Origin of the sequence: Rosenbergiella epipactidis (assembly GCF_018494055.1) — a bacterium.
Classification (GTDB): Bacteria; Pseudomonadota; Gammaproteobacteria; order Enterobacterales; family Enterobacteriaceae; genus Rosenbergiella; species Rosenbergiella epipactidis.
Genome location: NZ_JABBFQ010000002.1, coordinates 150056 through 176015 on the forward strand (window position 1 = coordinate 150056; position 25960 = coordinate 176015).

23 protein-coding genes are annotated in these 25960 nt (G+C 48.5%); 7 read left to right on the forward strand and 16 right to left on the reverse strand.

Going from position 1 to position 25960, the window contains the following annotated elements; all coding sequences use genetic code 11:
* The first annotated feature begins 53 nt into the window (after positions 1 to 53).
* The 5 genes from surA to apaH are packed head-to-tail and all read left to right on the forward strand — an operon-like array spanning position 54 to position 4381.
* The gene (gene surA, locus HGT71_RS03615; protein ID WP_214216653.1) at positions 54 to 1349 is read left to right on the forward strand and encodes a peptidylprolyl isomerase SurA; all 1296 of its coding nucleotides are present in this window, start codon (positions 54 to 56) and stop codon (positions 1347 to 1349) included.
* Positions 1342 to 2334 (forward strand): 4-hydroxythreonine-4-phosphate dehydrogenase PdxA, encoded by a 993-nt coding sequence (gene pdxA / locus HGT71_RS03620; protein WP_214216654.1) that lies wholly within the window; start codon positions 1342 to 1344, stop codon positions 2332 to 2334. Before surA ends, pdxA begins: the two co-directional genes overlap by 8 nt.
* Entirely contained in the window at positions 2327 to 3154 is an 828-nt protein-coding gene (rsmA, locus tag HGT71_RS03625) for a 16S rRNA (adenine(1518)-N(6)/adenine(1519)-N(6))-dimethyltransferase RsmA (RefSeq protein WP_099823627.1), read from the forward strand. Before pdxA ends, rsmA begins: the two co-directional genes overlap by 8 nt.
* On the forward strand, positions 3154 to 3531 hold the full coding sequence (apaG, locus tag HGT71_RS03630; RefSeq protein ID WP_214216655.1) for a Co2+/Mg2+ efflux protein ApaG: 378 nt from the start codon (positions 3154 to 3156) through the stop codon (positions 3529 to 3531). Before rsmA ends, apaG begins: the two co-directional genes overlap by 1 nt.
* Positions 3532 to 3553: 22 nt before the next feature.
* Positions 3554 to 4381, forward strand: a complete 828-nt coding sequence (apaH, locus tag HGT71_RS03635) for a bis(5'-nucleosyl)-tetraphosphatase (symmetrical) ApaH (RefSeq protein ID WP_214216656.1) — start codon at positions 3554 to 3556, stop codon at positions 4379 to 4381.
* Positions 4382 to 4393: 12 nt separating this feature from the next.
* Here apaH and folA read toward each other — a convergent pair whose 3' ends face one another.
* The 10 genes from folA to HGT71_RS03685 all read right to left on the reverse strand — a co-directional run bounded on the left by folA (position 4394) and on the right by HGT71_RS03685 (position 16764).
* Positions 4394 to 4879, reverse strand: a complete 486-nt coding sequence (gene folA, locus HGT71_RS03640) for a type 3 dihydrofolate reductase (RefSeq protein WP_048911486.1) — start codon at positions 4877 to 4879, stop codon at positions 4394 to 4396.
* Positions 4880 to 5007: 128 nt separating this feature from the next.
* Positions 5008 to 8232, reverse strand: a complete 3225-nt coding sequence (carB, locus tag HGT71_RS03645; protein WP_214216657.1) for a carbamoyl-phosphate synthase large subunit — start codon at positions 8230 to 8232, stop codon at positions 5008 to 5010.
* 14 nt (positions 8233 to 8246) lie between these two features.
* Positions 8247 to 9395 carry a glutamine-hydrolyzing carbamoyl-phosphate synthase small subunit gene (gene carA, locus HGT71_RS03650; protein WP_214216658.1) on the reverse strand — a complete coding sequence of 383 codons (1149 nt, stop codon included), beginning with the start codon at positions 9393 to 9395 and terminating at the stop codon, positions 8247 to 8249.
* A 455-nt stretch (positions 9396 to 9850) separates the two neighbouring features.
* Positions 9851 to 10657 carry a 4-hydroxy-tetrahydrodipicolinate reductase gene (gene dapB, locus HGT71_RS03655; RefSeq protein ID WP_214216659.1) on the reverse strand — a complete coding sequence of 269 codons (807 nt, stop codon included), beginning with the start codon at positions 10655 to 10657 and terminating at the stop codon, positions 9851 to 9853.
* Positions 10658 to 10802: 145 nt separating this feature from the next.
* Positions 10803 to 11756 carry a 4-hydroxy-3-methylbut-2-enyl diphosphate reductase gene (ispH, locus tag HGT71_RS03660; RefSeq protein WP_214216660.1) on the reverse strand — a complete coding sequence of 318 codons (954 nt, stop codon included), beginning with the start codon at positions 11754 to 11756 and terminating at the stop codon, positions 10803 to 10805.
* Positions 11737 to 12210 carry an FKBP-type peptidyl-prolyl cis-trans isomerase gene (gene fkpB / locus HGT71_RS03665; protein WP_048911480.1) on the reverse strand — a complete coding sequence of 158 codons (474 nt, stop codon included), beginning with the start codon at positions 12208 to 12210 and terminating at the stop codon, positions 11737 to 11739. Before fkpB ends, ispH begins: the two co-directional genes overlap by 20 nt.
* The gene (gene lspA / locus HGT71_RS03670; RefSeq protein WP_214216661.1) at positions 12207 to 12716 is read right to left on the reverse strand and encodes a signal peptidase II; all 510 of its coding nucleotides are present in this window, start codon (positions 12714 to 12716) and stop codon (positions 12207 to 12209) included. Before lspA ends, fkpB begins: the two co-directional genes overlap by 4 nt.
* On the reverse strand, positions 12716 to 15532 hold the full coding sequence (ileS, locus tag HGT71_RS03675) for an isoleucine--tRNA ligase (RefSeq protein WP_214216662.1): 2817 nt from the start codon (positions 15530 to 15532) through the stop codon (positions 12716 to 12718). The genes lspA and ileS overlap by 1 nt, the downstream gene beginning before the upstream one ends.
* A 25-nt stretch (positions 15533 to 15557) precedes the next feature.
* Positions 15558 to 16496 carry a bifunctional riboflavin kinase/FAD synthetase gene (ribF, locus tag HGT71_RS03680; protein WP_099823684.1) on the reverse strand — a complete coding sequence of 313 codons (939 nt, stop codon included), beginning with the start codon at positions 16494 to 16496 and terminating at the stop codon, positions 15558 to 15560.
* A gap of 73 nt (positions 16497 to 16569) precedes the next feature.
* Positions 16570 to 16764 (reverse strand): hypothetical protein, encoded by a 195-nt coding sequence (locus HGT71_RS03685; RefSeq protein WP_214216663.1) that lies wholly within the window; start codon positions 16762 to 16764, stop codon positions 16570 to 16572.
* 50 nt (positions 16765 to 16814) lie between these two features.
* Here HGT71_RS03685 and rpsT point away from each other — a divergent pair, with 50 nt between their 5' ends.
* Entirely contained in the window at positions 16815 to 17078 is a 264-nt protein-coding gene (gene rpsT, locus HGT71_RS03690; protein ID WP_048911476.1) for a 30S ribosomal protein S20, read from the forward strand.
* A 223-nt stretch (positions 17079 to 17301) separates the two neighbouring features.
* Here the strand turns inward: rpsT and dnaJ are convergent, their stop codons facing one another.
* The 5 genes from dnaJ to tal form a co-directional block, all read right to left on the reverse strand.
* On the reverse strand, positions 17302 to 18444 hold the full coding sequence (dnaJ, locus tag HGT71_RS03695; protein WP_048911475.1) for a molecular chaperone DnaJ: 1143 nt from the start codon (positions 18442 to 18444) through the stop codon (positions 17302 to 17304).
* 99 nt (positions 18445 to 18543) lie between these two features.
* Positions 18544 to 20451 carry a molecular chaperone DnaK gene (gene dnaK, locus HGT71_RS03700; protein ID WP_214216664.1) on the reverse strand — a complete coding sequence of 636 codons (1908 nt, stop codon included), beginning with the start codon at positions 20449 to 20451 and terminating at the stop codon, positions 18544 to 18546.
* A 166-nt stretch (positions 20452 to 20617) separates the two neighbouring features.
* Positions 20618 to 21910 carry an MFS transporter gene (locus HGT71_RS03705; protein WP_214216665.1) on the reverse strand — a complete coding sequence of 431 codons (1293 nt, stop codon included), beginning with the start codon at positions 21908 to 21910 and terminating at the stop codon, positions 20618 to 20620.
* 86 nt (positions 21911 to 21996) lie between these two features.
* The gene (mog, locus tag HGT71_RS03710; protein WP_214216666.1) at positions 21997 to 22584 is read right to left on the reverse strand and encodes a molybdopterin adenylyltransferase; all 588 of its coding nucleotides are present in this window, start codon (positions 22582 to 22584) and stop codon (positions 21997 to 21999) included.
* Positions 22585 to 22637: 53 nt separating this feature from the next.
* Positions 22638 to 23591 carry a transaldolase gene (tal, locus tag HGT71_RS03715; RefSeq protein ID WP_048911469.1) on the reverse strand — a complete coding sequence of 318 codons (954 nt, stop codon included), beginning with the start codon at positions 23589 to 23591 and terminating at the stop codon, positions 22638 to 22640.
* 263 nt (positions 23592 to 23854) lie between these two features.
* On the opposite strand from tal, the gene yaaA reads away from it, so the two are divergent.
* On the forward strand, positions 23855 to 24628 hold the full coding sequence (gene yaaA / locus HGT71_RS03720) for a peroxide stress protein YaaA (protein WP_214216667.1): 774 nt from the start codon (positions 23855 to 23857) through the stop codon (positions 24626 to 24628).
* Positions 24629 to 24660: 32 nt separating this feature from the next.
* Here the strand turns inward: yaaA and thrC are convergent, their stop codons facing one another.
* Positions 24661 to 25959 (reverse strand): threonine synthase, encoded by a 1299-nt coding sequence (gene thrC / locus HGT71_RS03725; RefSeq protein WP_214216668.1) that lies wholly within the window; start codon positions 25957 to 25959, stop codon positions 24661 to 24663.
* Between the last annotated feature and the right edge of the window lies 1 nt (position 25960).

Consider the following 25960-nt stretch of genomic DNA (forward strand, 5'->3'; position numbering starts at 1 on the left):
CATTAGTCGATAACCGGTAATTTCCGCATTGCGGTCTTAACGATGGAAAATGTATGAAGAATTGGAAACTCCTGATGCTGGGCGCTTTAATGGCGAATGCAAGTCATGCTTTCGCAGCGCCTCAAGTCATTGATAAAGTTGCAGCCGTTGTCAACAATGGTGTAGTGCTTGAAAGTGATGTCGATAACATGATGTCTTCCGTGAAGAGCCAGGCTCGCCAAGCAGGTCAGCAGTTGCCGGACGATGCCACGCTGCGCCATCAGATTCTCGAGCGTCAGATCATGGATAGTATCATCATGCAACAAGGCCAGCGCGCGGGTGTCAACATCAGCGATCAAGAGGTCGATGAGGCCATTAAAAATATCGCCGCCCAGAACCATATGACGCTGGATCAGTTACGCAGTCGTTTAGCCTATGATGGGATGAACTATGCGACTTATCGCACGCAAATCCGTCATGAAATGACAATTGCTGCGGTAAGAAACAACGAAGTACGTAGCCGCATCACCATTCTACCGCAAGAAGTCGATACCTTGGCGAAGCAAGTTGCCGCACAGAATGTACCAGGCACTGAGATGAACCTGAGCATGATCCTGCTGCCTCTTCCTGAGAATCCAACGCAACAGCAAGTTGATGATGAAGAAGACCTCGCGAAAAAGTTAGTCGGTGAACTACGAGGTGGAGCAAACTTCGGTAAGATGGCCGTGACCTACTCTGCATCACCTGAAGCGCTAAAAGGCGGGAATATGGGCTGGGGCAAAATCGAAGAGCTCCCTTCCCTCTTCAGCCAAGCGTTAAGCACTGCGCAAAAAGGCGATATTGTTGGTCCAATCCGCTCAGGCGTTGGCTTCCATATCATCAGAGTGAACGATATGCGAGGCGAGAGTAAAAACGTCTCAGTCACAGAGGTTCACGCTCGTCATATCTTAGTCAAAACGTCACCGATCATGAACGACGATCAAGCGCGTGCTAAGATTGAACAGATTGCTGCCGACATCCGCAGTGGTAAAATCACCTTTGCGAATGCTGCGCGCCAAAACTCTGATGACCCAGGCTCAGCAAACCAAGGTGGTGATTTAGGCTGGGCATCGCCAACCATTTATGATCCTGCTTTCCGTGACGCACTGATGCACTTATCGCCGAATAAGCTTAGCCAACCAGTACGATCTTCTTTCGGCTGGCACCTAATTGAACTGTTAGGGACTCGCCAAGTTGATAAGACTGATGAAGCCGAAAAAGACAGGGCTTACCGTATTCTCTTCAATCGTAAGTTTGCCGAAGAAGCGCAAACTTGGATGCAAGAAGAACGCGCCTCTGCTTACGTTAAAATCTTAGACTCAAATGGCTAATACTCCGCGTATTGCTATCACTCCCGGCGAACCCGCCGGGATTGGCCCAGACCTGATTGTGCGGTTAGCACAACAGGCCTGGCCCGTCGAGTTGGTTGTCTGTGCCGACCGTGCGTTGCTGTTACAACGTGCTGAAATGCTTGGCCTCCCATTGACCTTACACCCTTATCAACCGCAACAGCCTGCGCAGCCCCAAGCTGCTGGAACCTTAACGCTCTGCTCTATTCCCTTACCCGCCGCGCCACAACCGGGCCAACTTAATCCTGCGAATAGCCAATATGTGCTGGACTCGCTCGCGCGTGCATGTGATGGGAATTTACACGGTGAATTCGAGGCTTTGGTCACGGGTCCTGTGCATAAAGGCGTTATCAATGATGCGGGGATCCCTTTTACTGGCCATACTGAATTTTTCGCTGAACGATCATTAACCCCACGGGTGGTGATGATGCTGGCGACAGAGGAGCTGCGTGTGGCCCTTGCTACGACGCATCTGCCGTTAAAAGATGTCGCCGCCGCGATCACGCAACAGAGCTTACGCGAGGTAATTACTATCTTGCATGCCGACTTGCGTCGTAAATTCGGTGTTTCAGATCCCCATATTCTCGTCAGTGGCCTCAATCCCCATGCGGGCGAAAATGGTCATATGGGGCGGGAAGAGATTGAGGTGATTGAGCCGGTATTGACTGAATTACGGCAGCAAGGCCTGCGGCTGAGTGGCCCTCTTCCGGCTGATACATTATTTCAACCGAAATATTTACAACAGGCGGATGCGGTACTCGCCATGTATCACGACCAAGGCCTTCCAGTCCTTAAATATCAAGGGTTTGGTCGAGCCGTGAATATCACTCTCGGCTTACCTTTTATCCGGACTTCAGTCGACCATGGCACAGCCCTCGACTTAGCCGGTACACACCAGGCGGATACCGGCAGCTTTATCACTGCACTTCGCCTTGCTATCACTATGATTAAGAGTAGTAATGAATAATCGCGTACATCAGGGGCACTTTGCCCGCAAACGTTTTGGACAAAACTTCCTAAATGACAGCTATGTCATTGAGAGCATTGTTGCCGCCATTCATCCGACGAAACAGGATGCTATGGTCGAGATTGGGCCAGGTCTAGGCGCCCTGACTGAACCCGTTGGCGAGCGCCTTGATGCGCTAACCGTTGTCGAGCTGGACCGTGATCTCGCCGCCCGCTTACAAACACATCCCTTTTTAGGTCCTAAACTGACTATCTTCCAACAAGATGCAATGACCTTTAACTTCGGTGAACTGGCGGAGCAAAAAGGACAATCTTTACGGGTGTTCGGTAACTTACCCTATAACATCTCGACGCCTCTGATGTTCCATCTTTTTAGCTTCACCAAAGCCATCAAAGATATGCATTTTATGCTGCAAAAAGAGGTAGTGAACCGTTTAGTCGCTGGGCCAGACAGTAAAGCCTACGGCCGCTTAACGGTCATGGCACAATACTATTGCCAAGTGATCCCGGTACTTGAAGTACCTCCTCATGCCTTTACGCCGCCGCCAAAAGTGGATTCAGCAGTCGTACGCTTAGTCCCTCATCAACAGTCACCGTATCCTGAGGTCGATGTGCGCGTACTGGGCCGTATTACCTTAGAGGCATTCGGAAAACGTCGTAAAACACTGCGTAATAGCCTAGGCCACCTTTTCAGTGCGGAAGTGCTCGATCAGCTCGGAATTAGCGGCACGCTTCGCGCAGAAAATGTTACTGTTGCTCAATATTGTCAGCTGGCTCAATGGTTAACAGCACACCCTCCCCAGCAAGCTCGTGAGGAATAATGTCGGACACTACCGCCTTAACGATTAGCGTAACCACTCATTATCTTCCGGCGCACTCGGCGCCGGATGCCAACCAGTATCAATTCGCCTACACTATTACTTTAGAGAACCACAGTGACCAACCGATGCAGCTGCTTGAACGCTATTGGCTCATCACGGACGGTAACGAAAAAATTACTGAGGTGGCAGGTGAAGGTGTCATTGGTAAACAGCCGACTTTACAGGTTGGCGAGCGTTTTAACTATACCAGCGGCGCAATGCTTGAGACCCCGGTCGGTACGATGCAAGGCCACTACCTGATGCGTAATGAGGATGGCAGCGAATTTAAAGCCCCAATCCCACCATTCCTATTAGCCGTAGAAGGTGCCCTGCACTAAGCTATTTTTTTAAAGGGTGATGATGAGTACCTATTTAATCGGCGACATACATGGCTGCTACCAAGAGTTCTGCCAATTATTGGATCAGGTCGCTTTCGACCCGGCCCAAGACGAATTATGGCTGACCGGTGACTTGGTCGCGCGTGGCCCGGATTCATTGCAGGTATTACGGAAAGTGAAATCACTCGGCGATGCCGTGCGACTGGTGCTGGGAAATCACGATCTTCACTTATTGGCTGTTTACGCTGGGGTCAGTAAAAATAAATCTAAGGATCGGTTACAGCCGCTGCTTGAGGCCGAAGATTGCGACGAATTAATTAATTGGTTACGCCGCCAGCCGCTACTGCAAATCGATCATGAAAAACAGCTGATCATGGCGCATGCGGGGATTACCCCGCAATGGGATTTAGAGACCGCACAGCGCTGTGCGGGCGATATCGAAGCCGTGCTAGCGAGCGACAGCTATCCGCTGTTACTCGATGCCATGTATGGCGATATGCCCAATAATTGGTCGGAAAACCTCAGCGGATTAGCACGTTTACGCTTTAGCACTAACGCCTTAACCCGAATGCGTTACTGTTTTCCAGGCGGTCAGTTGGATATGATCTGTAAGGAAAAACCTGACGACGCGACACCGCCGTTAAAGCCTTGGTTCGATATACCTCGGCAGTTATCCGAAGAGTTTACCATTGTATTTGGTCACTGGGCCTCATTGGAGGGCAAAGGTACGCCAAGTAATGTTATTGGGCTTGATACAGGATGCTGCTGGGGCGGCGAATTAACGCTTCTACGTTGGGAAGATGGCCGCTATTTTCATCAGCCTTCTGCACAGCAGAAAGCCGATGAATAGGCCGGCGAGCGATTAAGCGCGGCGTTCTAAGATCTCAAAACAGAGGCCATAGTGGTTGGCCTCGTCTGCATCACGAAATTCGCTGAAGACCGATTCCCACTGGTCAGGATCGTATTCCGGAAATTGGGTATCCCCCTCAATCTCAGCATCGACATGGGTTAAATACAGCTTTTGTGCCTGAGGCAAAAGTTGCTGATAAAGATTCCCGCCACCAATAACCATAATTTCTTCTGCCTCCGCGGCACAGGCAATTGCCGCGTCGATAGAGGTTACCCAAAAAACGTTGTCTTGTGCAGGTTGTACCTGACGACTAATGACGATATTTTTCCGGCCTGGTAGCGGACGACCAATCGACTCGAACGTCTTACGACCCATGATGATAGGTTTACCCAGAGTTTGCTGCTTAAACCACGCGAAATCGGCGGGAAGATGCCAGGGCATTTGATTTTCATTACCGATAATACGGTCGGTTGCCATCGCGGCGATTAGGCTTAACATAGTTGCACTCTCTGCATAAAAGACGCGCAATCATACGAGAAGGCGTGGAGATAGTCGAGAGGGATGAGGAGGAAAAAATGGATTTAAAAAAAATAAACGGCCTCATTGCGAGGCCGTGATTTTAAGGCTTAAGCTTTCAGCTCAGCATGCATTTCTTGTACAGAGATAACGCGCTCTGTTGGATCCGCATTCAGCGCCATCGCCGTGGCGAATCCACCATTCATCGTGGTATCGTAGTGCACTTTATACTGCAATGCGCTGCGGCGGATTAAGCGTGAATCCTCGATAGCCTGACGTCCGGCGGTAGTGTTAACGATATAAGCGTACTCACCATTTTTCAGACGGTCTTGGATATGTGGACGACCTTCATGCACCTTGTTAACAAGGCGAGGGTTAATACCCGCTTCACCTAGTACGACTGCGGTACCGTGAGTCGCATCCAACTCAAAGCCGAATTTCACTAATTTTGCCGCTAAATCGACAACGCGTTTTTTATCGCCCTCGCGTACCGAAAGTAACGCACGACCTTGTTTCTTCATCGTCGCTTGCGCACCCAGCATCGCTTTAGAGAAGGCTTCAGCAAAGGTACGTCCAACGCCCATCACTTCCCCAGTCGAACGCATCTCTGGCCCAAGAATTGGGTCAACGCCTTGGAATTTATTGAAGGGAAGCACCACCTCTTTTACCGAGTAGTAAGGCGGGATGACTTCTTCAGTAACGCCTTGCTCTGCCAAGGTTTTTCCTGCCATCACACGCGCCGCCACTTTCGCTAACGGTACGCCTGTCGCTTTCGAGACAAAAGGAACAGTACGCGCTGCACGCGGGTTCACTTCAATCAGGTAGACCTCATTATTCTTAACCGCGAATTGAACGTTCATCAGTCCCCGAACATTAAGTTCAAAGGCCAATTGTTCAACTTGCTTACGCATGACATCTTGGATCGCTTTGCTGAGTGTATAAGCTGGCAGAGAACAGGCTGAGTCACCGGAGTGAACCCCTGCTTGCTCAATATGTTCCATGATGCCGCCAATTAAGACTCGCTCACCATCGCAAATCGCATCCACATCGACTTCGACAGCATCATCCAAGAAGCGGTCAAGGAGGACAGGGGCATCGTTCGATACAGACACTGCTGTTTGGAAGTAACGCTTTAGATCCTGCTCGTCGTAAACGATTTCCATCGCACGACCACCGAGAACATAAGAAGGACGCACCACCAATGGATAGCCCAGACTCGCAGCGCGCTCAACGGCTTGCTCAAGTGCAGTGACGGTAGCATTCGCAGGTTGCTTTAACGCTAAACGGTCAACCGCTTGTTGGAAACGCTCACGGTCTTCCGCTCGGTCAATGGCATCAGGGCTGGTACCAATTACTGGTACACCTGCCGCTTCTAGGGCACGAGCCAGCTTCAGTGGCGTCTGTCCACCGTACTGTACGATAACCCCTTTCGGTTTTTCGATGCGGACGATTTCCAATACATCTTCGAAAGTCACCGGTTCAAAGTAGAGGCGGTCGGACGTATCGTAGTCTGTAGAGACCGTTTCAGGGTTACAGTTAACCATAATGGTTTGATAGCCGTCTTCACGCAGCGCTAAAGCCGCATGCACGCAGCAGTAGTCAAACTCGATCCCTTGACCGATACGGTTCGGGCCACCGCCCAAGATCATGATTTTTTCACGGTCACTGTCTGGTTGCGCTTCACACTCTTCTTCATAAGTGGAGTACATGTACGCGGTATCTGTCGCAAATTCAGCCGCACAGGTATCGACACGCTTGTAGACTGGGTAGAGGTTATACTGTTGACGTAATTTACGAATTTCTGCTTCGGCCACACCGGTTAAGGTCGCTAACCGCGCATCAGCAAACCCTTTACGCTTAAGTTGACGTAAGAAGTCAGCGGTAAGAATTTGAACGCCGCCGCGGGTAACCTGTGCTTCAAGGCGGACTAGCTCTTCAATTTGCACCAAGAACCAACGGTCGATATTGGTTAGGTTAAATACGCCTTCAACCGACATACCGTGACGGAACGCATCGGCAACGTACCAGATACGATCTGCACCGGCATCTTTCAGTTCGCGGCGGATTTTGGTTAAGGCTTCAACGTCGTCAGCATCGACTTTCGGGTCAAAGCCAGTCGCTCCAACTTCAAGTCCACGTAATGCCTTTTGCATGGATTCTTGTAGAGTACGGCCTATCGCCATCACTTCGCCAACAGATTTCATTTGCGTTGTCAGACGGTCATTTGTCCCTGCAAATTTCTCGAAGTTGAAGCGAGGAATTTTGGTAACAACGTAGTCGATAGACGGTTCGAATGATGCCGGAGTTTGTCCGCCAGTAATATCATTCATTAATTCGTCTAAGGTGTAGCCGACCGCCAGTTTGGCCGCAATTTTCGCAATCGGGAAGCCGGTTGCTTTAGAGGCTAATGCAGAGGAACGCGATACACGTGGGTTCATCTCAATGATAATCAAGCGACCATTTTCTGGGTTAACCGAGAATTGGACGTTTGAGCCACCCGTTTCAACACCAATCTCACGTAAAACCGCCATCGAGGCGTTACGCATGATTTGATATTCTTTATCCGTTAGCGTCTGAGCAGGCGCAACAGTGATGGAGTCACCGGTGTGGATCCCCATAGCGTCGAAGTTTTCAATCGAACAGACAATGATGCAGTTATCATTTTTATCACGCACCACTTCCATTTCGTACTCTTTCCAACCAATCAGTGATTCATCAATCAATAATTCATTGGTCGGTGAGAGATCGAGGCCACGCTCACAAATCTCTTCAAACTCTTCACGGTTATAGGCAATCCCGCCTCCCGTGCCGCCCATAGTAAACGAAGGACGGATGATACAAGGAAAGCCCACCTCTTCAGCGACCGCTAAGGCCTCTTCCATAGTGTGTGCGATACCGGAACGTGCGGTGTCTAAGCCGATTTTTTTCATCGCCTTATCAAAACGCTGACGGTCCTCGGCTTTATCGATCGCGTCTGCCGTCGCCCCAATCATGGTGACGCCGAACTCTTCAAGGACACCTTGACGTTCAAGCTCTAACGCACAGTTCAGTGCCGTCTGACCGCCCATGGTCGGTAATACGGCATCCGGACGCTCTTTTTCAATAATTTTTCTCACGACTTGCCAGTTGATCGGCTCAATGTAGGTCGCATCGGCCATCTCTGGGTCAGTCATGATGGTCGCCGGGTTGGAGTTAACCAAAATAACCCGATAACCTTCTTCACGTAACGCTTTACAGGCTTGTGCGCCGGAGTAGTCGAATTCACAGGCTTGACCGATAACAATCGGGCCAGCACCTAGGATCAGGATAGATTTGAGGTCAGTACGTTTTGGCATTGCTTCTCTCCTGATTACGCTTTAGCGCCGCGGTAAGCATTGATAAGTTCAATAAAGTGGTCGAATAACGGTGCTGCATCATGCGGGCCAGGGCTCGCTTCTGGGTGACCTTGGAAGCTGAAAGCCGGCTTATCGGTGCGGTGAATCCCTTGCACAGTATGGTCGAACAGTGAGCGGTGGGTCACACGCAAGCACTCTGGCAGTTGCTGATCGTCTACCGCAAACCCGTGGTTTTGCGCAGTGATCATCACAACGTTATTATCGAAGTCTTTAACTGGGTGGTTACCACCGTGATGGCCCAACTTCATTTTTACCGTTTTCGCACCGCTCGCTAATGCAAGCAGTTGATGTCCCAGGCAAATACCGAAGACTGGGATATCTGTATTAAGAAACGCTTGGATTGCGTTAATTGCATAGTCACAAGGCTCTGGATCCCCTGGGCCGTTAGACAGGAAAATCCCATCGGGATTAAGGGCTAAGACGTCCTCAGCAGAGGTCTGTGCCGGTACGACGGTCAGCTTACAGCCACGGTCAACCAGCATACGTAAAATATTGTGTTTCGCGCCGAAATCGTAAGCGACCACATGCCAAGGCAGCTCGGACTCATCACACGCATCCGGCAGCTCATTTTCCAGTGTCCAACTTCCTTGCTTCCACGTGTAACGTTCAGATGTGGTGACTTCTTTCGCTAAATCCATCCCCTTCAGGCCTGGAAACGCTTTCGCTTTTTCTAGCGCCAAGGCAACATCTGGGTCATCCCCCGCAACGATACAGCCATTTTGCGCACCTTTTTCGCGAAGAAGACGCGTCAGCTTACGGGTATCAATATCCGCAATCGCCACAATATTGTGTTGGATTAAGTAGGACGATAAATCGCTGGTACTGCGATAGTTACTGGCAATCAGAGGTAGGTCACGAATAACCAGGCCTTGCGCATGAACGGAAGAAGCTTCTGCATCGGCTGGGTTGGTGCCGACATTACCAATATGAGGATAAGTAAGAGTGACGATTTGGCGGGAGTAGGAAGGATCAGTAAGGATTTCTTGATAACCGGTCATTGATGTATTGAAAACGACCTCTCCAACTGCCGATCCCAATGCGCCGATCGCCCGGCCGTGAAACTCGGTTCCGTCTTCCAGAACCAAAATTGCTGACTTAGTCAAAACTTCCTCCAGGGGAATAAATAGTCACTGTTCATGCATATTAATTCAATCAGTGAGATTAAATCAACGCAAAAATGCCTGCCTATCTGGATTTTGGCAAATTGGCGGCATTCTAATGATCCCTAGGACTTATGTCTATACTGAAGAGTAATTAATTTATTTTTTTTACGCCTTTCATCTCAATTTCTTCATTTTCACGATGAAAAAGGATCTTATCTGGTCGAAAAAAACGTTTGCTGTGAAAGAATTAGCGAAAATAGGTCGAGAACGCAGTGGATAGGCGATAAATTAAACAATACAGCGGTAAAACTAGACCATTTGGTAAAATAAAATAACAAAAAGAACAACAAACAACGAACTAATCACTAAAATAGTAAAAATAGAGATTAAATCGGTATTTATAGATTAAAATACCGATACATCAGTCATTTAAAAAAATTAAACTTACACTTTAATTAGACACCCAACACATCTTTCATTGAGTAAAGCTTAGGTTTTTTATCACTTAACCAAAATGCAGATTTAACTGCTCCTTTAGCAAAGGTCATACGGCTTGAAGCCTTGTGAGTTATCTCTATCCGCTCACCGATATCTGCAAAAATAGCAGTATGCTCACCTACGATATCACCTGCTCTAATTGTGGAAAAACCAATAGTTCCGGCCTTCCGTTCGCCGGTAATCCCTTCTCTTGCGTAGACAGCATGCTCATCCAGTGACCAATCCATTGCGGTAGCTATCGCTTCCCCCATGGCTAATGCGGTCCCGGAAGGCGCATCGACTTTATGGCGATGATGCGCTTCGATAATTTCAATGTCGGTATAGTCCCCCATTACCTTAGCGGCCTGATCCAAAAGATTCAGCATAAGGTTAACGCCGACGCTGAAGTTAGCCGCAAACACGACCGGGATTGATTGAGCCGCTTCGGCGATCTGTTTTTTACCTGCCTCATCAAACCCTGTTGTGCCAATAACGATAGATTTATGGTGCTGACGGCAAAGTGTTAACAGATCGATAGTGAGTTCTGGGCGAGTGAAATCGATCAAAATATCAAAATCGTTGATGACTTGGTGAATATCATCCGCGATCGCGATACCCAGTGAGCCGATACCCACTAACTCGCCTGCATCGCATCCCTTCAATGATGAGCCTTGGCGAACAATTACTGCACCCAGTTGAACGGAATCGTCCGCGTGAACCGCTTCGATTAATTGTTTCCCCATACGGCCCGATGCGCCGATGATAGCAATACGTGTTGCAGCCATAACAAAAACCCTATCTCTATTATTTTCTGCCTTCAGCATAACGGGCCTATTAGGCTAACTCCAGCGTAAATTAGCCAGACCCGTGGTATTTTGGCCAAAAAAAACCAGCTCTAAAGGAGCTGGTTTCTATCGTACGAGGCGAGCCTTAAGTCACTTCTTTAACCGGAACACGAAGCTCTTTAGGAACTTCGAAGAAAATATTCTCTTCTCTTCCCGAAAGCTCGATTGCCGGTTCACCACCATGCTCCATCAGACGCGTAATGACCTGTTGGACCAAAATATCGGGAGCGGATGCCCCCGCTGTGACGCCGACACAGCTGATGTTCTCTAACCATTGCGGATTAATATCTTCGGCACTATCGATAAGTCGTGCCAACCTGCCCGCCCGTTGCGCTAACTCAGCCAACCGATTAGAGTTTGATGAGTTTTTAGATCCAACGACCAATACCACGTCTGCTTCGTCTGCTAACTGTCGAACAGCCTCTTGACGATTAGTGGTGGCATAACAGATATCGTCTTTGCGTGGACCAATAATTAGCGGAAAGCGTTGGCGAAGGGCGTCAATCACATCTGAGGTATCGTCCACCGATAAGGTCGTTTGCGTCATAAAGCAGAGGTTAGCTTCATTTTTAACCGTCAGCTTCCAGACATCTTCGGGCGATTCAACCAAATACATTCCCCCTTCTGGGTTACTGTATTGCCCCATGGTGCCTTCCACCTCGGGATGCCCAGCGTGACCGATTAAAATCGCTTCAGTCCCTTTACGGCTGGCTCTAGCCACTTCCATATGCACCTTAGTTACCAACGGGCAGGTGGCGTCAAATAGCATGGTCAGTTGGCGGGCTTTTGCTTCAGCCCGTACCGCTTGTGAAACGCCGTGCGCAGAGAAAATAAGAATGGCACCATCTGGTACCTCGCTGATCTCCTCAATAAAGATCGCACCGCGTTCACGTAATCCTTCGACGACATAACGGTTATGAACGACTTCATGACGCACATAGATCGGTGCACCATACATTTCTAGAGCACGTTCAACGATGCTGATCGCCCTATCAACGCCAGCACAGAATCCACGTGGATTAGCCAGTAAGATTTTCATTCTGCTCCTCCATCACGGGATTGATATCAATGATCTCAATATCAAAGGTGATGTCTTGACCTGCTAGCGGATGATTGAAATCGACGGTAACCGAATCACCAGAAATTTCACGTACAATACCTGGCATTTCACTGCCATCGATCGCGCTAAAGAGCATAATGGCCCCGACTTCTGGCTCCCCCGCCTCCATAAAGGATTGACGCGAAAAGTACTGCACCAGATCAGGATTACTTTCACCAAACGCATCTTCCGCCGCTAAGCTGAATTTATGTTGGCTACCTACTGTTAACCCAAGTAATTCAGCCTCCAGCTTTGGAGAAAGAGACTGATCACCCAAGGTTAGCAGAGCTGGTTTTTTGTTCGCTTTGGTCGATTCCGCCACCGACCCATCTGAGAGGGTAAGAACGAGTTCCACCACTACGCGACTGTCCGCCGTAACGATACGCTCACTCATGATTTGTCCTCGGCTGAATCGGCCTGCGACTTAGGTAGGAAACCTTCTAGCACGATCAGCGCGGCCCCCACACAGATGCCGCAGTCAGCGATGTTAAAGGTCGCGAAGTGCCAATCGCCAATATAGAAGTCGATAAAATCGACAACAAAACCGTGCCAAGCACGGTCAAAGAGGTTACCTAGCGCTCCACCGATAATCATTGCGTAAGCAATATTAGCCAGTTTCTGCTCAGCACGGCTACGATACATCATTAGCAGTAAGGAGGCCGCAATAGCAACGGCAATGGCCGCGAACATCCAACGCTGCCACCCGCCCTTATCCGCTAAGAAGCTAAATGCTGCACCATAGTTATGCGCATAAAAGAGGTTAAAGAACGGTATTAGCGCACGAGATTCGTGAAGTTGCATCGAGGTCATTACCCAGTATTTACTGGATAAATCAACGACGATAACAAGTACCATCACCCATAGCCAACGTAGCCCAGTCGAACATAAAGATCTTTTCATTAGGCAAACTTACGCTCTTCACCGTTTCCTGCCACATTGCTGTAGCAGCGGCCACAAATTTGTGCCTGTTCAGGGTTCGCACCAATGTCATTGCTGTAATGCCAGCAACGTGGACATTTTTCGCCCTGTGCTTTACCAAGCAGAATACGCAGCCCTTTAACTTGCTCGCTCTGGACCGCTTCATCTGAGGCTATCGCGAAATCAGCAACTTGTGCTTCCGAGGTGAGCAATACAAAGCGTAACTCATTACCCAAGGCGTGTAGGCGTGTAGCCAGTTCAGGTTCAGCAAAGAGGGTCACGGAGGCTTCTAAGGCTCCGCCCACTTTTTTATCTGAACGCGCTTGTTCGATAACCTTGTTAACTTCGCTACGGACTTTCAACAACTGATCCCAGTAGGCGTCGTTCATCGGCTCATCATTTGCTAAGCCGAATAAGCCTTGATACCACTCTTCGGTAAAGACATATTTTTCACGCTCACCCGCAAGGTGTCCCCAGATTTCATCAGCCGTAAAGGAGAGAATTGGTGCCATCCAGCGAACCAGCGCTTCGACAATATGCCATAGCGCGGTTTGGCAGCTACGACGAGCTAAACCATCCGCCTTCGCGGTATATTGACGATCTTTGATGATATCGAGATAGAACGATCCCATTTCTACTGAGCAGAAATGCATTAAGCGTTGTACTACTTCATGGAAATCATATTTCTCATAGGAAGCAATGATATCTTGTTGTGCCGCTAACGCACGGCCAACCGCCCAACGATCGACGACCACCATCTCTTCCGGCGCAACTTGATCGGTTTCTGGGTTGAAGCCGGTTAAGTTAGCCAATAAGAAGCGCGCCGTATTACGAATACGACGATACGCATCGGCCGAGCGTTTTAGGATTTCGTCGGAAACCGCCATCTCACCTGAATAGTCAGTTGAGGCGACCCACAAACGCAGAATATCTGCGCCTAGCTTATCCATCACATCTTGTGGACTGACCGTGTTGCCGATTGATTTAGACATCTTTCTGCCTTGTCCATCGACGGTGAAACCATGGGTTAAAACTTGACGATAAGGCGCTTTCGATTTGATTGCGGTGGAGATCATCAGCGATGACATAAACCAGCCACGGTGCTGATCTGAACCTTCCAGATAGATGTCGGCACTGTGCCCATTAAATTCAGGGCGAACATCGACTACGCTACAGCTGGTCGATCCTGAATCGAACCACACATCCAGCGTATCAGGCACTTTCTCGTAGTCGTCCGCATCGCTACCGAGCAGGTCGGCACTATCCAGATCCCACCAAGCTTGAATACCGTCTTGTTCGACACGCAGTGCAACTTTTTCCATTAACGCTAAGGTCTCTGGATGGATTGCCCCCGTCTGCTTATGGATAAACAGTGACATCGGTACGCCCCACGTTCTTTGACGTGAAATACACCAGTCAGGACGATTCTCTACCATAGATTCAATACGCGCTTGGCCCCAATCAGGGATCCACTGCACACCTTTGATTTCTTTCAAGGATTGCGCACGCAGGCCTTTTTGGTCCATGCTGATAAACCATTGTGGCGTGGCACGGAAGATGACCGGCGTTTTATGGCGCCAACAATGCGGGTAGCTATGGTGGAGATTTTCAAGATGCAGTAACGCACCTTTTTCACGCAGAATATCGATCACCAATGGATTGGCTTTAAACACATTGATGCCATCCAGACCTGGGTAAGTACCTGGTAGATAGCAGCCGTCACCGCCGACCGGGTTTACCGTTTCAATCCCATATTTTTGACCGATCACGTAGTCTTCTGGACCGTGGCCTGGCGCGGTGTGTACGGCACCCGTACCGGCATCTAAGGTGACATGGTCGCCCAATAAGACTGGAACATCTAAGTCGAGGAATGGATGTTGGAAGCGTTGGTTTTCTAACACCTCACCTTGGCATTCGCCTAATGCTTGCCAGCTCTCAGCACCAATTTTAGTCATAACCGCGTCGACTAAATCTTTTGCTAAGATAATACGTTGACCGTTAACCTCAAGCAGCTGATAGGTAAACTCAGCATTTAAGGAGATGGCACGGTTAGAAGGTAAGGTCCAAGGTGTAGTGGTCCAGATAACCAGTGAGACAGCTTGGTCATCCGCGGCTACGCCAAATTTCGCCGCTACCGCTTGCGGGTCCACGGCATTGAACAGAACGTCGATAGAAGGTGAGGTTTTGTCGTAATACTCAACTTCCGCTTCGGCTAATGCCGAACGGCAATCTAAACACCACTGGACCGGCTTAGCCCCTTTATGAAGGTGCCCGTTACCAATGATTTTAGCCAATGCGCGAATGATATTGGCTTCGGTTTTAAAGTCCATCGTAAGGTAAGGACGGTCCCAGTCGCCAAGAACACCTAGGCGAATAAAATCTTTCTTTTGGCCTTCAACTTGTTCTGCAGCGTAGTCGCGGCAGGCTTGGCGGAACTCCGCAGCGGTCACTTTCTCACCCGGTTTGCCAATCATTTGCTCAACTTTGTGCTCGATCGGTAAACCATGGCAATCCCAGCCTGGAACGTATGGGGCATCGAAGCCCGCCATACCGCGAGATTTCACGATAATATCTTTAAGGATTTTATTAACTGAGTGACCGATATGAATATTGCCATTCGCATACGGAGGGCCGTCGTGCAGAATAAAGGTCTTTTTCCCTTTCTTCGCTGCACGAATGGTCGCGTAGAGATCATCGGCGTACCAACGCTTAAGCATGTCTGGTTCTCTTTTTGCTAAATCACCACGCATTGGAAAACCTGTTTCAGGAAGATTCAGGGTTGATTTATAGTCACTCATTAGATTTTAGTTCCAGGTTTCGGGATTACACCGTTGTTCGTTGAACGAAATAATTTCTGGCCGTTTCCACATCCTGCGCAATTTGTTGCGTCAACGCGTCTAGGGATGCAAATCGTTGCTCATCACGTATTTTATGTTTAATCACTACTTGGATTCGTTTTCCGTATAGGTCTCTCTGTGTATCGAGTAGATGGACCTCAAGTTGTTGACGAATTCCTTTAATCGTTGGGCGAGTACCAATATTCGCGACTCCTGCGAGGGGGTGCTCATCGACGCCATAGACTTCTACTGCAAAAACGCCTTTTACCGGAGTGACTCGACGCTTTAACGGTATATTGGCTGTCGGGAACCCCAGTGTCCTACCTAGCGCATCGCCATGCACCACACGCCCGGTGATAGACCAAGGACGGCCGAGTAAAATTTCTGCCTGTGAGAAGTCGCTGTTAGCTAACGCCTGACGCACGGCGGTGCTACTGATACGTTTACCTTGTTCAATATAGGTTTCAGTACTGACAACATCAAAACCATATTGTGTTGCTGCCTGTTGTAATAACAGGAAATCACCGCGGCGACCAGCGCCAAATCTAAAATCATCGCCAATCGCGAGTAATTTCACATTCAGCCTTTTTACCAGAAGTTCACTGATAAAGTTCTCTGCGGTAAGCTTCGCAAAATCTTGATCAAAATTAATGCAGACCACTTCGTCCACACCAAACTTTTCTAAATGCTCTAGTTTCTCACGCAGACGTGTTAGCCTCGCCGGGGCCGCTTCAGGTTGGAAGAGCTCTAAAGGCTGGGGTTCGAAAACCATCACCACAACGGGTAAGTGTCGGTGCGAACCTGCTTGCCGCAAATGACGCAGCAAAGCTTGGTGCCCCCGATGTACGCCATCAAAGTTTCCAATCGTTAAAACGCAACCTTGTTGATGCTGTGTGAGATTATGTAGCCCACGGATAAACTTCATGGCAAACTCGATTTGCTGAAAATGCCCGATTATACCTTGTTCAGCGTTCAAAATTAACCCGTTGATGTCGGCTTTACGCACTAGTTTTGCCCTTTTTATCCAGTGAATCGCTATTGGGCGTAAATTCCGCACAATTTTGTTGCGAAAGACTGTATTCAACGGAGGGAATTTGGTAGAATCCTGCGCCATCAATTACGTAACCGAGCGCCGCGATGTAAGCGACGCTTATTTGCACAAATCCATTGACAAACGAAGGGACAAAAGGCATAGTCCTCGACCTTTGATTTGTCCATAAAGAACTAATTTGGGAGTTGGACCTTGGCTAATATCAAATCAGCTAAGAAGCGCGCGGTAACATCTGAAAAGCGTCGCAAACACAATGCTAGCCGTCGCTCTATGATGCGTACTTTCCTCAAGAAAGTTTACGCTGCAATCGCGACTGGCGACAAGCAAGCTGCACAAAACGCATTTAACGAAATGCAACCAATCGTGGACCGTCAAGCTGCTAAAGGCCTGATCCACAAGAACAAAGCTGCACGTCATAAAGCTAACTTGACTGCACAAATCAACAAAATGGCTTAATCGCCACACGTTGATGTTCTTTAAAAAGCCGACCTCTGGTCGGTTTTTTTGTTTCTACTTCCCCGTCTCATCTCTTATCTCGTCAATCACTCAAAGCTACCCTTTTGTTTTACGCCGATCTCATTCTAGGGTCATCTGCCTGCCTTTTTAACCGTAAAAAAATACCCCATAGATCGGAAACCAACCTATGGGGTAGATAAAGCACGTGAATCAGTAAGAATGACTAACGCGTTAAATCATCAAAAAACTTTTTCACGCCATCAAAGAAGCTCTTAGAGCGTGGGCTATTGGCATCACCTGCCGGTCCACCTAATGACTCACCTAGCTCTTGCAGTAGCTGTTTCTGCTTCTCATTGAGCTTCACAGGGGTTTCTACCACTACACGACAGAGCAAATCCCCTACAGCGCCGCCACGAACCGATTTGACGCCTTTACCGCGCATACGGAATAGCTTACCGGTTTGGGTTTCTGCAGGGATTTTTAGTTTGACTCGACCATCCAGTGTTGGGACTTCAATTTCCCCACCCAGGGCTGCCATGGCAAAATTGACCGGCACTTCACAGAAAAGATTACTCTCTTCACGTTCGAAGATAGCGTGCTTTTTAACTGAAACTTGAACGTACAGATCACCAGACGGTGCACCCTGTTCTCCGGCTTCACCTTCGCCGCTTAAGCGAATACGGTCACCAGTGTCGACACCTGCGGGGATTTTTACCGACAGCGTTTTAGATTTCTCTACACGACCATGTCCATGGCAAGCATTACATGGGTCTTTAATGACGGTCCCACGCCCTTGACAGGTTGGGCAAGGCTGTTGCACCGCGAAGAAACCTTGGCGCATTTGTACTTGGCCCGCGCCCTGACAGGTCGAACAGGTTTGAGGCTTAGAGCCAGCCTTCGCACCGCTGCCGTCGCACTTCTCACACTCTTGCAACGTAGGGATCCGGATCTCTTTGGTGACGCCACGGACAGCTTCCTCAAGCGTCAGCTCCATGGTGTAGCGTAAATCGGAGCCACGCGCTGCGCGTTGACGACGACCGCCACCGAAAATGTCACCGAAAACATCACCGAAGATATCGCCGAAATCAGCACCGCCGCCGCCAAAGCCGCCGCCGAAACCACCACCGCCCATTCCGCCTTGCTCGAACGCAGCATGGCCGTATTGGTCATAAGCAGCACGCTTCTGATCATCGGTGAGGATTTCATAAGCTTCTTTAACTTCTTTAAACTTTTCTTCAGCTTCTGCATTCCCCGGGTTTCTATCCGGGTGAAACTTCATTGCTAAGCGTTTGTACGCTTTTTTGATTTCACGCTCATCCGCTGATTTGGATACGCCTAAAATCTCGTAATAATCACTCTTTGCCATCGTTCTTGCCCTTAACATGAGAGCACGGGCGTGGAGAAACTCCTACGCCCGTGCTGGTTAGCAATACAGACTTACTGTATTGAGCCCGGTCATGGGCAATTATTTTTTGTCTTTGACTTCTTCAAACTCAGCATCAACGGCATCGTTGTCTTGCTGAGTAGCACCTTCGGCTTGGCCTGATTGAGCTTGCTGTTGTTGCTGAGCCAGTTCCATCAGTTTGCCTGATACTTCAGCTAAGGCTTGGATCTTAGCTTCGATCTCAGCTTTATCTTCACCGCGCAGTGCTGTTTCCAGCTCTGTCAGTGCAGTGTCGATAGGCGCTTTGTCGTCTGCAGACAGTTTGTCACCTGCTTCTTCCAATTGCTTACGAGTGCTGTGAACGATCTGGTCACCTTGGTTACGAGTCTGTACCAGCTCCTCGAACTTACGGTCAGATTCAGCGTTCGCTTCTGCATCACGTACCATTTTTTCGACTTCTTCATCGTTCAGACCCGAAGAGGCTTTAATGGTAATTTTTTGCTCTTTTCCGCTGTTCTTATCTTTAGCAGAAACGTGCAGGATGCCATCCGCATCGATGTCAAAGGTTACTTCAATTTGTGGCATACCACGTGGTGCTGCTTGGATACCATCTAGGTTGAACTGGCCAAGTGACTTGTTATCACCTGAACGCTTACGCTCACCTTGCAGCACATGAATGGTTACCGCAGATTGGTTGTCTTCTGCAGTAGAGAACACTTGGCTGTGCTTAGTTGGGATCGTGGTATTTTTGCTGATCAGTGAGGTCATCACGCCGCCCATTGTCTCGATACCCAGAGATAATGGCGTAACATCCAGCAATAATACGTCTTTAACGTCACCCGCTAAAACACCACCTTGTACTGCTGCACCGACGGCAACGGCTTCGTCTGGGTTCACGTCTTTACGTGGTTCTTTACCAAAGAAATCTTTAACTTTGCTTTGAACCAGTGGCATACGTGTTTGACCACCAACCAAGATGACATCATTGATATCTGAAACAGACAGACCCGCATCTTGCAGTGCAATTTTTAACGGCTCAATAGAGCGAGCAACCAAATCTTCAACTAAAGATTCTAATTTCGCACGAGTTACTTTTAAGTTTAAGTGCTTAGGCCCTGTCGCATCAGCGGTGATGTATGGCAGGTTAACGTCAGTTTGTTGTGCAGAAGAAAGCTCGATTTTTGCTTTCTCAGCCGCTTCTTTCAGACGTTGCATCGCTAACGGATCGTTGTGCAGATCGATGCCTTGCTCTTTCTTAAACTCAGCAACTAAATAGTTGATCATACGGCTATCGAAATCTTCACCACCTAAGTGAGTATCACCATTGGTCGCTAATACTTCGAAGGTTTTTTCACCGTCAACTTCGTCGATCTCGATGATTGAGATATCAAAAGTACCACCACCTAAGTCGTAAACCGCGATAGTACGGTTACCTTCACCTTTGTCTAAGCCATACGCCAGCGCTGCGGCAGTTGGTTCGTTGATGATACGCTTAACTTCTAACCCTGCGATACGGCCAGCATCTTTAGTTGCTTGACGCTGCGCATCGTTGAAGTATGCCGGTACGGTGATTACGGCTTCAGTCACTGGCTCACCCAAGTAGTCTTCCGCTGTTTTCTTCATTTTCTTCAGAACTTCAGCAGAGATTTGTGGTGGTGCCATTTTTTGGCCTTTCACGTCTAACCATGCGTCGCCGTTATCAGCAGACACGATTTGGTAAGGCATGATTTTCAGGTCACGCTGCACTTCTTCGTCTTGGAAACGACGTCCGATTAAGCGCTTAATTGCAAATAAAGTATTTTGCGGGTTGGTTACTGCTTGGCGCTTCGCAGGTTGACCCACTAAGGTTTCACCGTCTTGCGCATAAGCAATAATTGATGGAGTGGTACGATCACCCTCTGCGTTTTCTAATACGCGCGCTTTTGCGCCGTCCATGATGGCAACACATGAGTTGGTTGTACCAAGGTCAATACCAATAATCTTACCCATTATAAACATCTCCCACGTAAATTCTGTTTTGTTCGGTTATAAACTATAGATGCGGTCTATTGAGTGATTTTCAAGACGTCGATCTCAGTTTTTTTTCGTTGATAACGTTCGATAGTTACCAGATGGGGGCGGTTTACCGAGCATCAAGGGATAAACGAAAAAAAATTTACTTTTTTTTCGAAAAATCCTGCTGTCCACCTCTAAAAATAAGGCAACTGACGATAACAACGCCACAAAGGCCGAGTAGATACAGTGCAGGAAGTTGTCGGTTGTAGGGCATCAGTAGGGTAATAAATAACGGCGTCAGCCCGCCAAATACGGCATAACCAAGATTATAGGCAGTGGCTAATCCGGTGAATCTGACCTGAGGGGGGAAAACCGTCACCATCAGCGCGGGGATGATGCCCAACACGCCCATCATCAGCCCGACCATGCCATAAGCGAAAAAGAATTGAGAGGGGGCGACGTTCAGGCAGTAAAAGAGCCACAAGACCGCCGCCGCGAGCAGCACACAGCCGACTAATAAACTGCGACTCATCCCCCATTTATCCGCTGCCATCCCCCCTCCTATACAGCCGAGCATCAGCATACAGGTTGCGAGAGTATTCGCCTGAAGGCTGTCAGCCGCTGAGATAGCAAACCATTTTTGAAATAATACGGGTGCCATCAGGATTAATACAATAATGGCCACAGCTAAGAGCCAAGTCAGCAGGGTCGAGAAAATGAGAGCCGGACGATAAGAGAGTAAAAGGGTTTTGATCGGTAAACGAGTTTGGCTTCGCTGCTGTTGCATCGCCAAAAAAACCGGCGTTTCGTGCAACCAACGCCGAAGAAACATGCCCATCAAACCAAATCCCCCTCCTATTAGAAAAGCGATTCGCCATCCTATGTCGGCCAATACCCCTGCTGGTAGCAAATAAGTCAGCCCTTGTGTAATCAGTGAGCCAAGGATAATACCGAGGGTGAGCCCACTCGTAAGCAGACCACAGGCTACCCCCACCCGTGAATGAGGGACATGCTCAGACACAAATACCCATGCACCAGGAACCTCCCCACCGATGGCGGCTCCTTGCAGGATCCGCAACAGTAACATTATGATTGGCGCGGCAATCCCTATTGATGCGTAATCGGGCAGTAGCCCCATCACTGTCGTGGGCAGTGCCATCATTAAAATACTTAGCGTGAAGGTTTTCTTACGGCCTAATTTATCGCCGTAATGGGCGAGGATAACACCGCCTAGTGGTCGGGCGAGATAACCTGCAGCGAACAGTGCGAAGGTTTGCAGCTGGCGTAACCAGTCAGGAAGGTCGGCAGGGAAAAAGTGCTCCCCGATAACCAGCGCGAAAAAGGCAAAGATAACAAAATCGTAGAACTCTAATGCCCCGCCTACGGCGGCTAAAGCGAGTGTTTTAATATCGTGTCGCGTTAGGGGTCGCGGGGAAATTGTGGGTTGCTGCATTAACGAAGCCTCTCCATGACTGGGGTAAGCCTCGACTATATCTGGATAATTTCATTAATAGAATTAACGATTATAAAATCAGTACCTCAAGCCTCTGGGGGACGTCGAGCACTTTTCGGGCGAAACGAATCGACTACCGTTTTATCCGTGTCCAACCACGGGTTATCTAAAAGTTGTAGACAATACCCGACACTCGCGAAGATCCCCGTGACGCGAATATTTCCCTGTTCATCCCTCACGCCTTCAAGAGTTTCCTTGATGGATTTAGGTTGGCCGGGAAGGTTGAGGATTAGCGCTTGCCCTCGGATTACGCCGACTTGTCGAGAAAGTATTGCCGTCGGGACATAATGTAAGCTGATTTGGCGCATCTGCTCGCCAAATCCAGGCATTACCCTGTCGGCAACCGCTAAGGTCGCATCCGGTGTGACATCGCGTAATGCGGGGCCGGTGCCTCCTGTCGTCAACACTAAGTGACACCCTTGCTGATCAACCAACTCACATAGTGTCTGTTCGATAAGGGCTTGTTCGTCAGCAATAAGACGCTGCTCAAGAAGATAAGGGGTTGTGATCGCCTGTTCCAACCATTCGGCTAAGGCGGGTAAACCTTTATCGGGATAAATACCTTGCGAGGCGCGATCGGAGACGGAGACAATACCAATACGTAGTGGGGTCATAACAATTCTTTAATAGGAAGAAAACCGCGGCCGATGGGCCGCGGAGAGGAAGATTACAGCAGTTCTTCGATCATTTTTTCTAATTTGCCTTGGTCTACCGCAAAGTTACGGATGCCTTCAGCAAGTTTTGCAACGGCCATTGGGTCTTGGTTATGTTCCCAATAGAACTCAGCTTCAGTCATTTTTTCAGGACGCGCTTTAGTTTCGCCGCTGTAGCTCAGTTTACGTTCTAACTCACCTTCAGACTCGTGCAGCTCTTTAAGCAGCGCAGGTGAAATGGTCAGGCGATCACAACCGGCTAATTCAATAATTTCGCCTACGTTACGGAAGCTAGCACCCATTACTACGGTTTCATAACCGTGTTGTTTGTAATAGTTATAGATCTCAGTAACAGAGACTACACCTGGATCTTCTTGCGGTGCGTACTCTTTCTTATCAGTATTCGCTTTGTACCAGTCTAGGATACGGCCAACGAATGGAGAGATAAGGTAGGCACCCGCTTCAGCACAGGCACGTGCTTGCGCGAAGGAGAATAACAGGGTCAGGTTACAGTTGATGCCTTCTTTTTCTAACTGCTCAGCAGCGCGGATGCCCTGCCAAGTTGACGCCAGCTTAATCAGTACGCGATCATTGCTGATGCCTGCATCGTTGTATAACTTGATCAGGCTACGAGCTTTCGCCAGGCTGGCTTCGGTATCGTAAGAAAGACGTGCATCAACTTCAGTTGAGATACGGCCTGGAACTAATTTGAGGATTTCAAGACCGATGTTCACATTCAGACGGTCTGAAGTCAGAGCAATTTGCTCTTCGCGATCATTACTTTGTTTACGAGCCCACTCGATCGCTTCGTCAATCAGGCGGCGGTACTCAGGAATTTTCGCTGCGTTCAGAATCAATGAAGGGTTAGTCGTTGCATCTTGTGGCTTGTAAAGCTTCATCGCTTCAATATCGCCAGTATCGGCTACAACGGTTGTCAATTTACGCAGTGATGTGAGTTTGTCGGTCATATTTTGCTTCTCTTCTGTTTGACAGTAAGTGTTAAAAGCCTGTTTCGATAATATCACGCGCGCTCAGACACGCAAGCGCAGGGAGAAAGTAAGTCTCGTTATCCGCAGGAATAAACAAGAATGCTCGTTTTGTGAAATAAAATAGTACTCATAATACTTACCATAGCTTGTTCGTATCAGAGCCATTTGTCGATTTGTGCAACTTATTTGTTACACTTGCAGAATATTGTCACCTGACACCGATACAGACTGAGGATCTCATTATGCTAATGCTTATTTCTCCGGCTAAAACCCTGGACTATGAATCGCCGGTTCCGGTTTCAAATTATACCCAGCCAGAGTTGCTTAACGCTTCTCAGCAATTAATCGATATTGCGAAAAAGCTTTCACCCGCTGAGATTGCTTCTCTGATGAAGATTAGCGATAAACTTTCACACTTAAATGCCGACCGCTTTAATCAATGGTCAACCCCCTTTTCCCCCGATAATGCGCGCCAAGCATTATTTGCCTTTAAAGGCGATGTTTATACAGGCCTGCAAGCGGATCAACTCTCGCCTGACGCCATCGATTTTGCACAGCAACATTTAAGAATGCTGTCAGGACTGTACGGGGTATTACGTCCTTTGGATTTGATGCAACCCTATCGATTAGAGATGGGGATAAAACTCGCTAATCCAGCGGGGAAAGACCTCTACGCATTTTGGGGGGAAACCATTACCCAGCAACTCAATCAACATATCGAAGCTCAAAACGAGAAGTGGGTGATCAACTTAGCCTCCGATGAGTATTTCAAAGCGGTTGACCCAACAAAGTTGAAAGCGAAGCTGATTAAGCCTGTTTTCCTTGACGAAAAGAACGGGAAATTTAAGGTGATCAGTTTCTACGCTAAGAAAGCGCGGGGAATGATGTGCCGATTTATTATCGAAAATAAGATTACTCAGCCAGAAAAATTAACTGAATTTGATAAGGAAGGCTATTTTTACGATGCCCAGCGTAGCACGGAAAATGAATGGGTATTTTGCCGTCACGAAGTCTAGTAAAAAGGCGGACTCTCGTCCGCCTTGACCTGTTATGCCTTACTGACGCTCTCTAATAAGATACGACGCAATTCAAGGAATTCCGATCCGATAGTCTTGGATAATAATGGTAAATCCGCACGCTCTGCCAGAGGCTGTGGAAGAGGCAAGGTTTCACCTAAGATTTCTTCGACGCTTTCTTTGAATTTCGCAGGATGTGCCGTACCGAGGAATAAGCCGTACTCCCCTTCCTGAAGCTGTTCGGTCAGCACTTGCCACGCGATAGCGGCATGTGGCTCAGACACATAGCCTTGGCTGGCAAGTGAGCGAACTGCTGCGCGCGTTTGCTCGTCGTTCAGTGCGCCGTAGCCGAGAGAGTTAAGCTGCCAATTTTTACGGCGGAACAGTTCTTCAACCCGTGGCCAGTTATTCGGTTGGCTAACATCCATTGCGTTCGACAAGGTGGCAACCGTTTTATTCGGCGTCCACTGTCCCGATGCTAAGAAGCGCGGCACGGTATCATTGGCATTCGTCGCCGCAATGAAACGTTTAATCGGTAGGCCCATGGCTTTAGCGATTAAGCCCGCCGTTAAGTCACCGAAGTTACCACTTGGCACGGAAATAACGAGTTGGTTACGTTTCTCTTGCGGTAACTGAGCAACGGCTTCGAAGTAATAACACACTTGCGCAAGCAGACGGCTTATATTGATAGAGTTAGCCGAGTTAAGACCAATCGCGTTTTTCAGTTCGACATCGTCAAACGCTTGTTTTACTAAGCTTTGACAAGCATCGAAATCATCTGCCACGGCCAGGGTGGTAATATTCCCACCAAGCGTACAGAACAGTTTCTCTTGCAGAGGACTGATCTTACCTTCTGGGTAAAGGATCACGACATTAATATTTTCCATACCGTAAAAAGCATGGGCCACTGCCGCACCAGTATCACCTGAGGTTGCCGTAAGGATAGTAATTTTTTCCTCAGGCTTTTTCGATAACGCCAAAACCTGTGCCATAAAACGGCCACCGAAGTCTTTAAACGCTAAGGTTGGGCCATGGAATAATTCTAGGCTAGCGACGTTATCAGAAACAGCTTTAACGGGCGCAGGAAAAGCAAAGGCGGCACCTACACGTTGCAACAGTTCTTCTTCAGAAATTTCTTCTCCGATGAGTGCCGATAAAATCTTACTACTACGGGTCACAAAGTCGAGTGTTAGCCACTCTTCGATAACGGTGGAGTCAATTTCAGGCAGTTCATGCGGAAAAAAGAGCCCTTGTTGCGATCCCAATCCCTGCTTGACTGCCTGAGTGAAACTAACCTGCTCATTGTGATCTTTTAGATTGTAGAGTTTCATC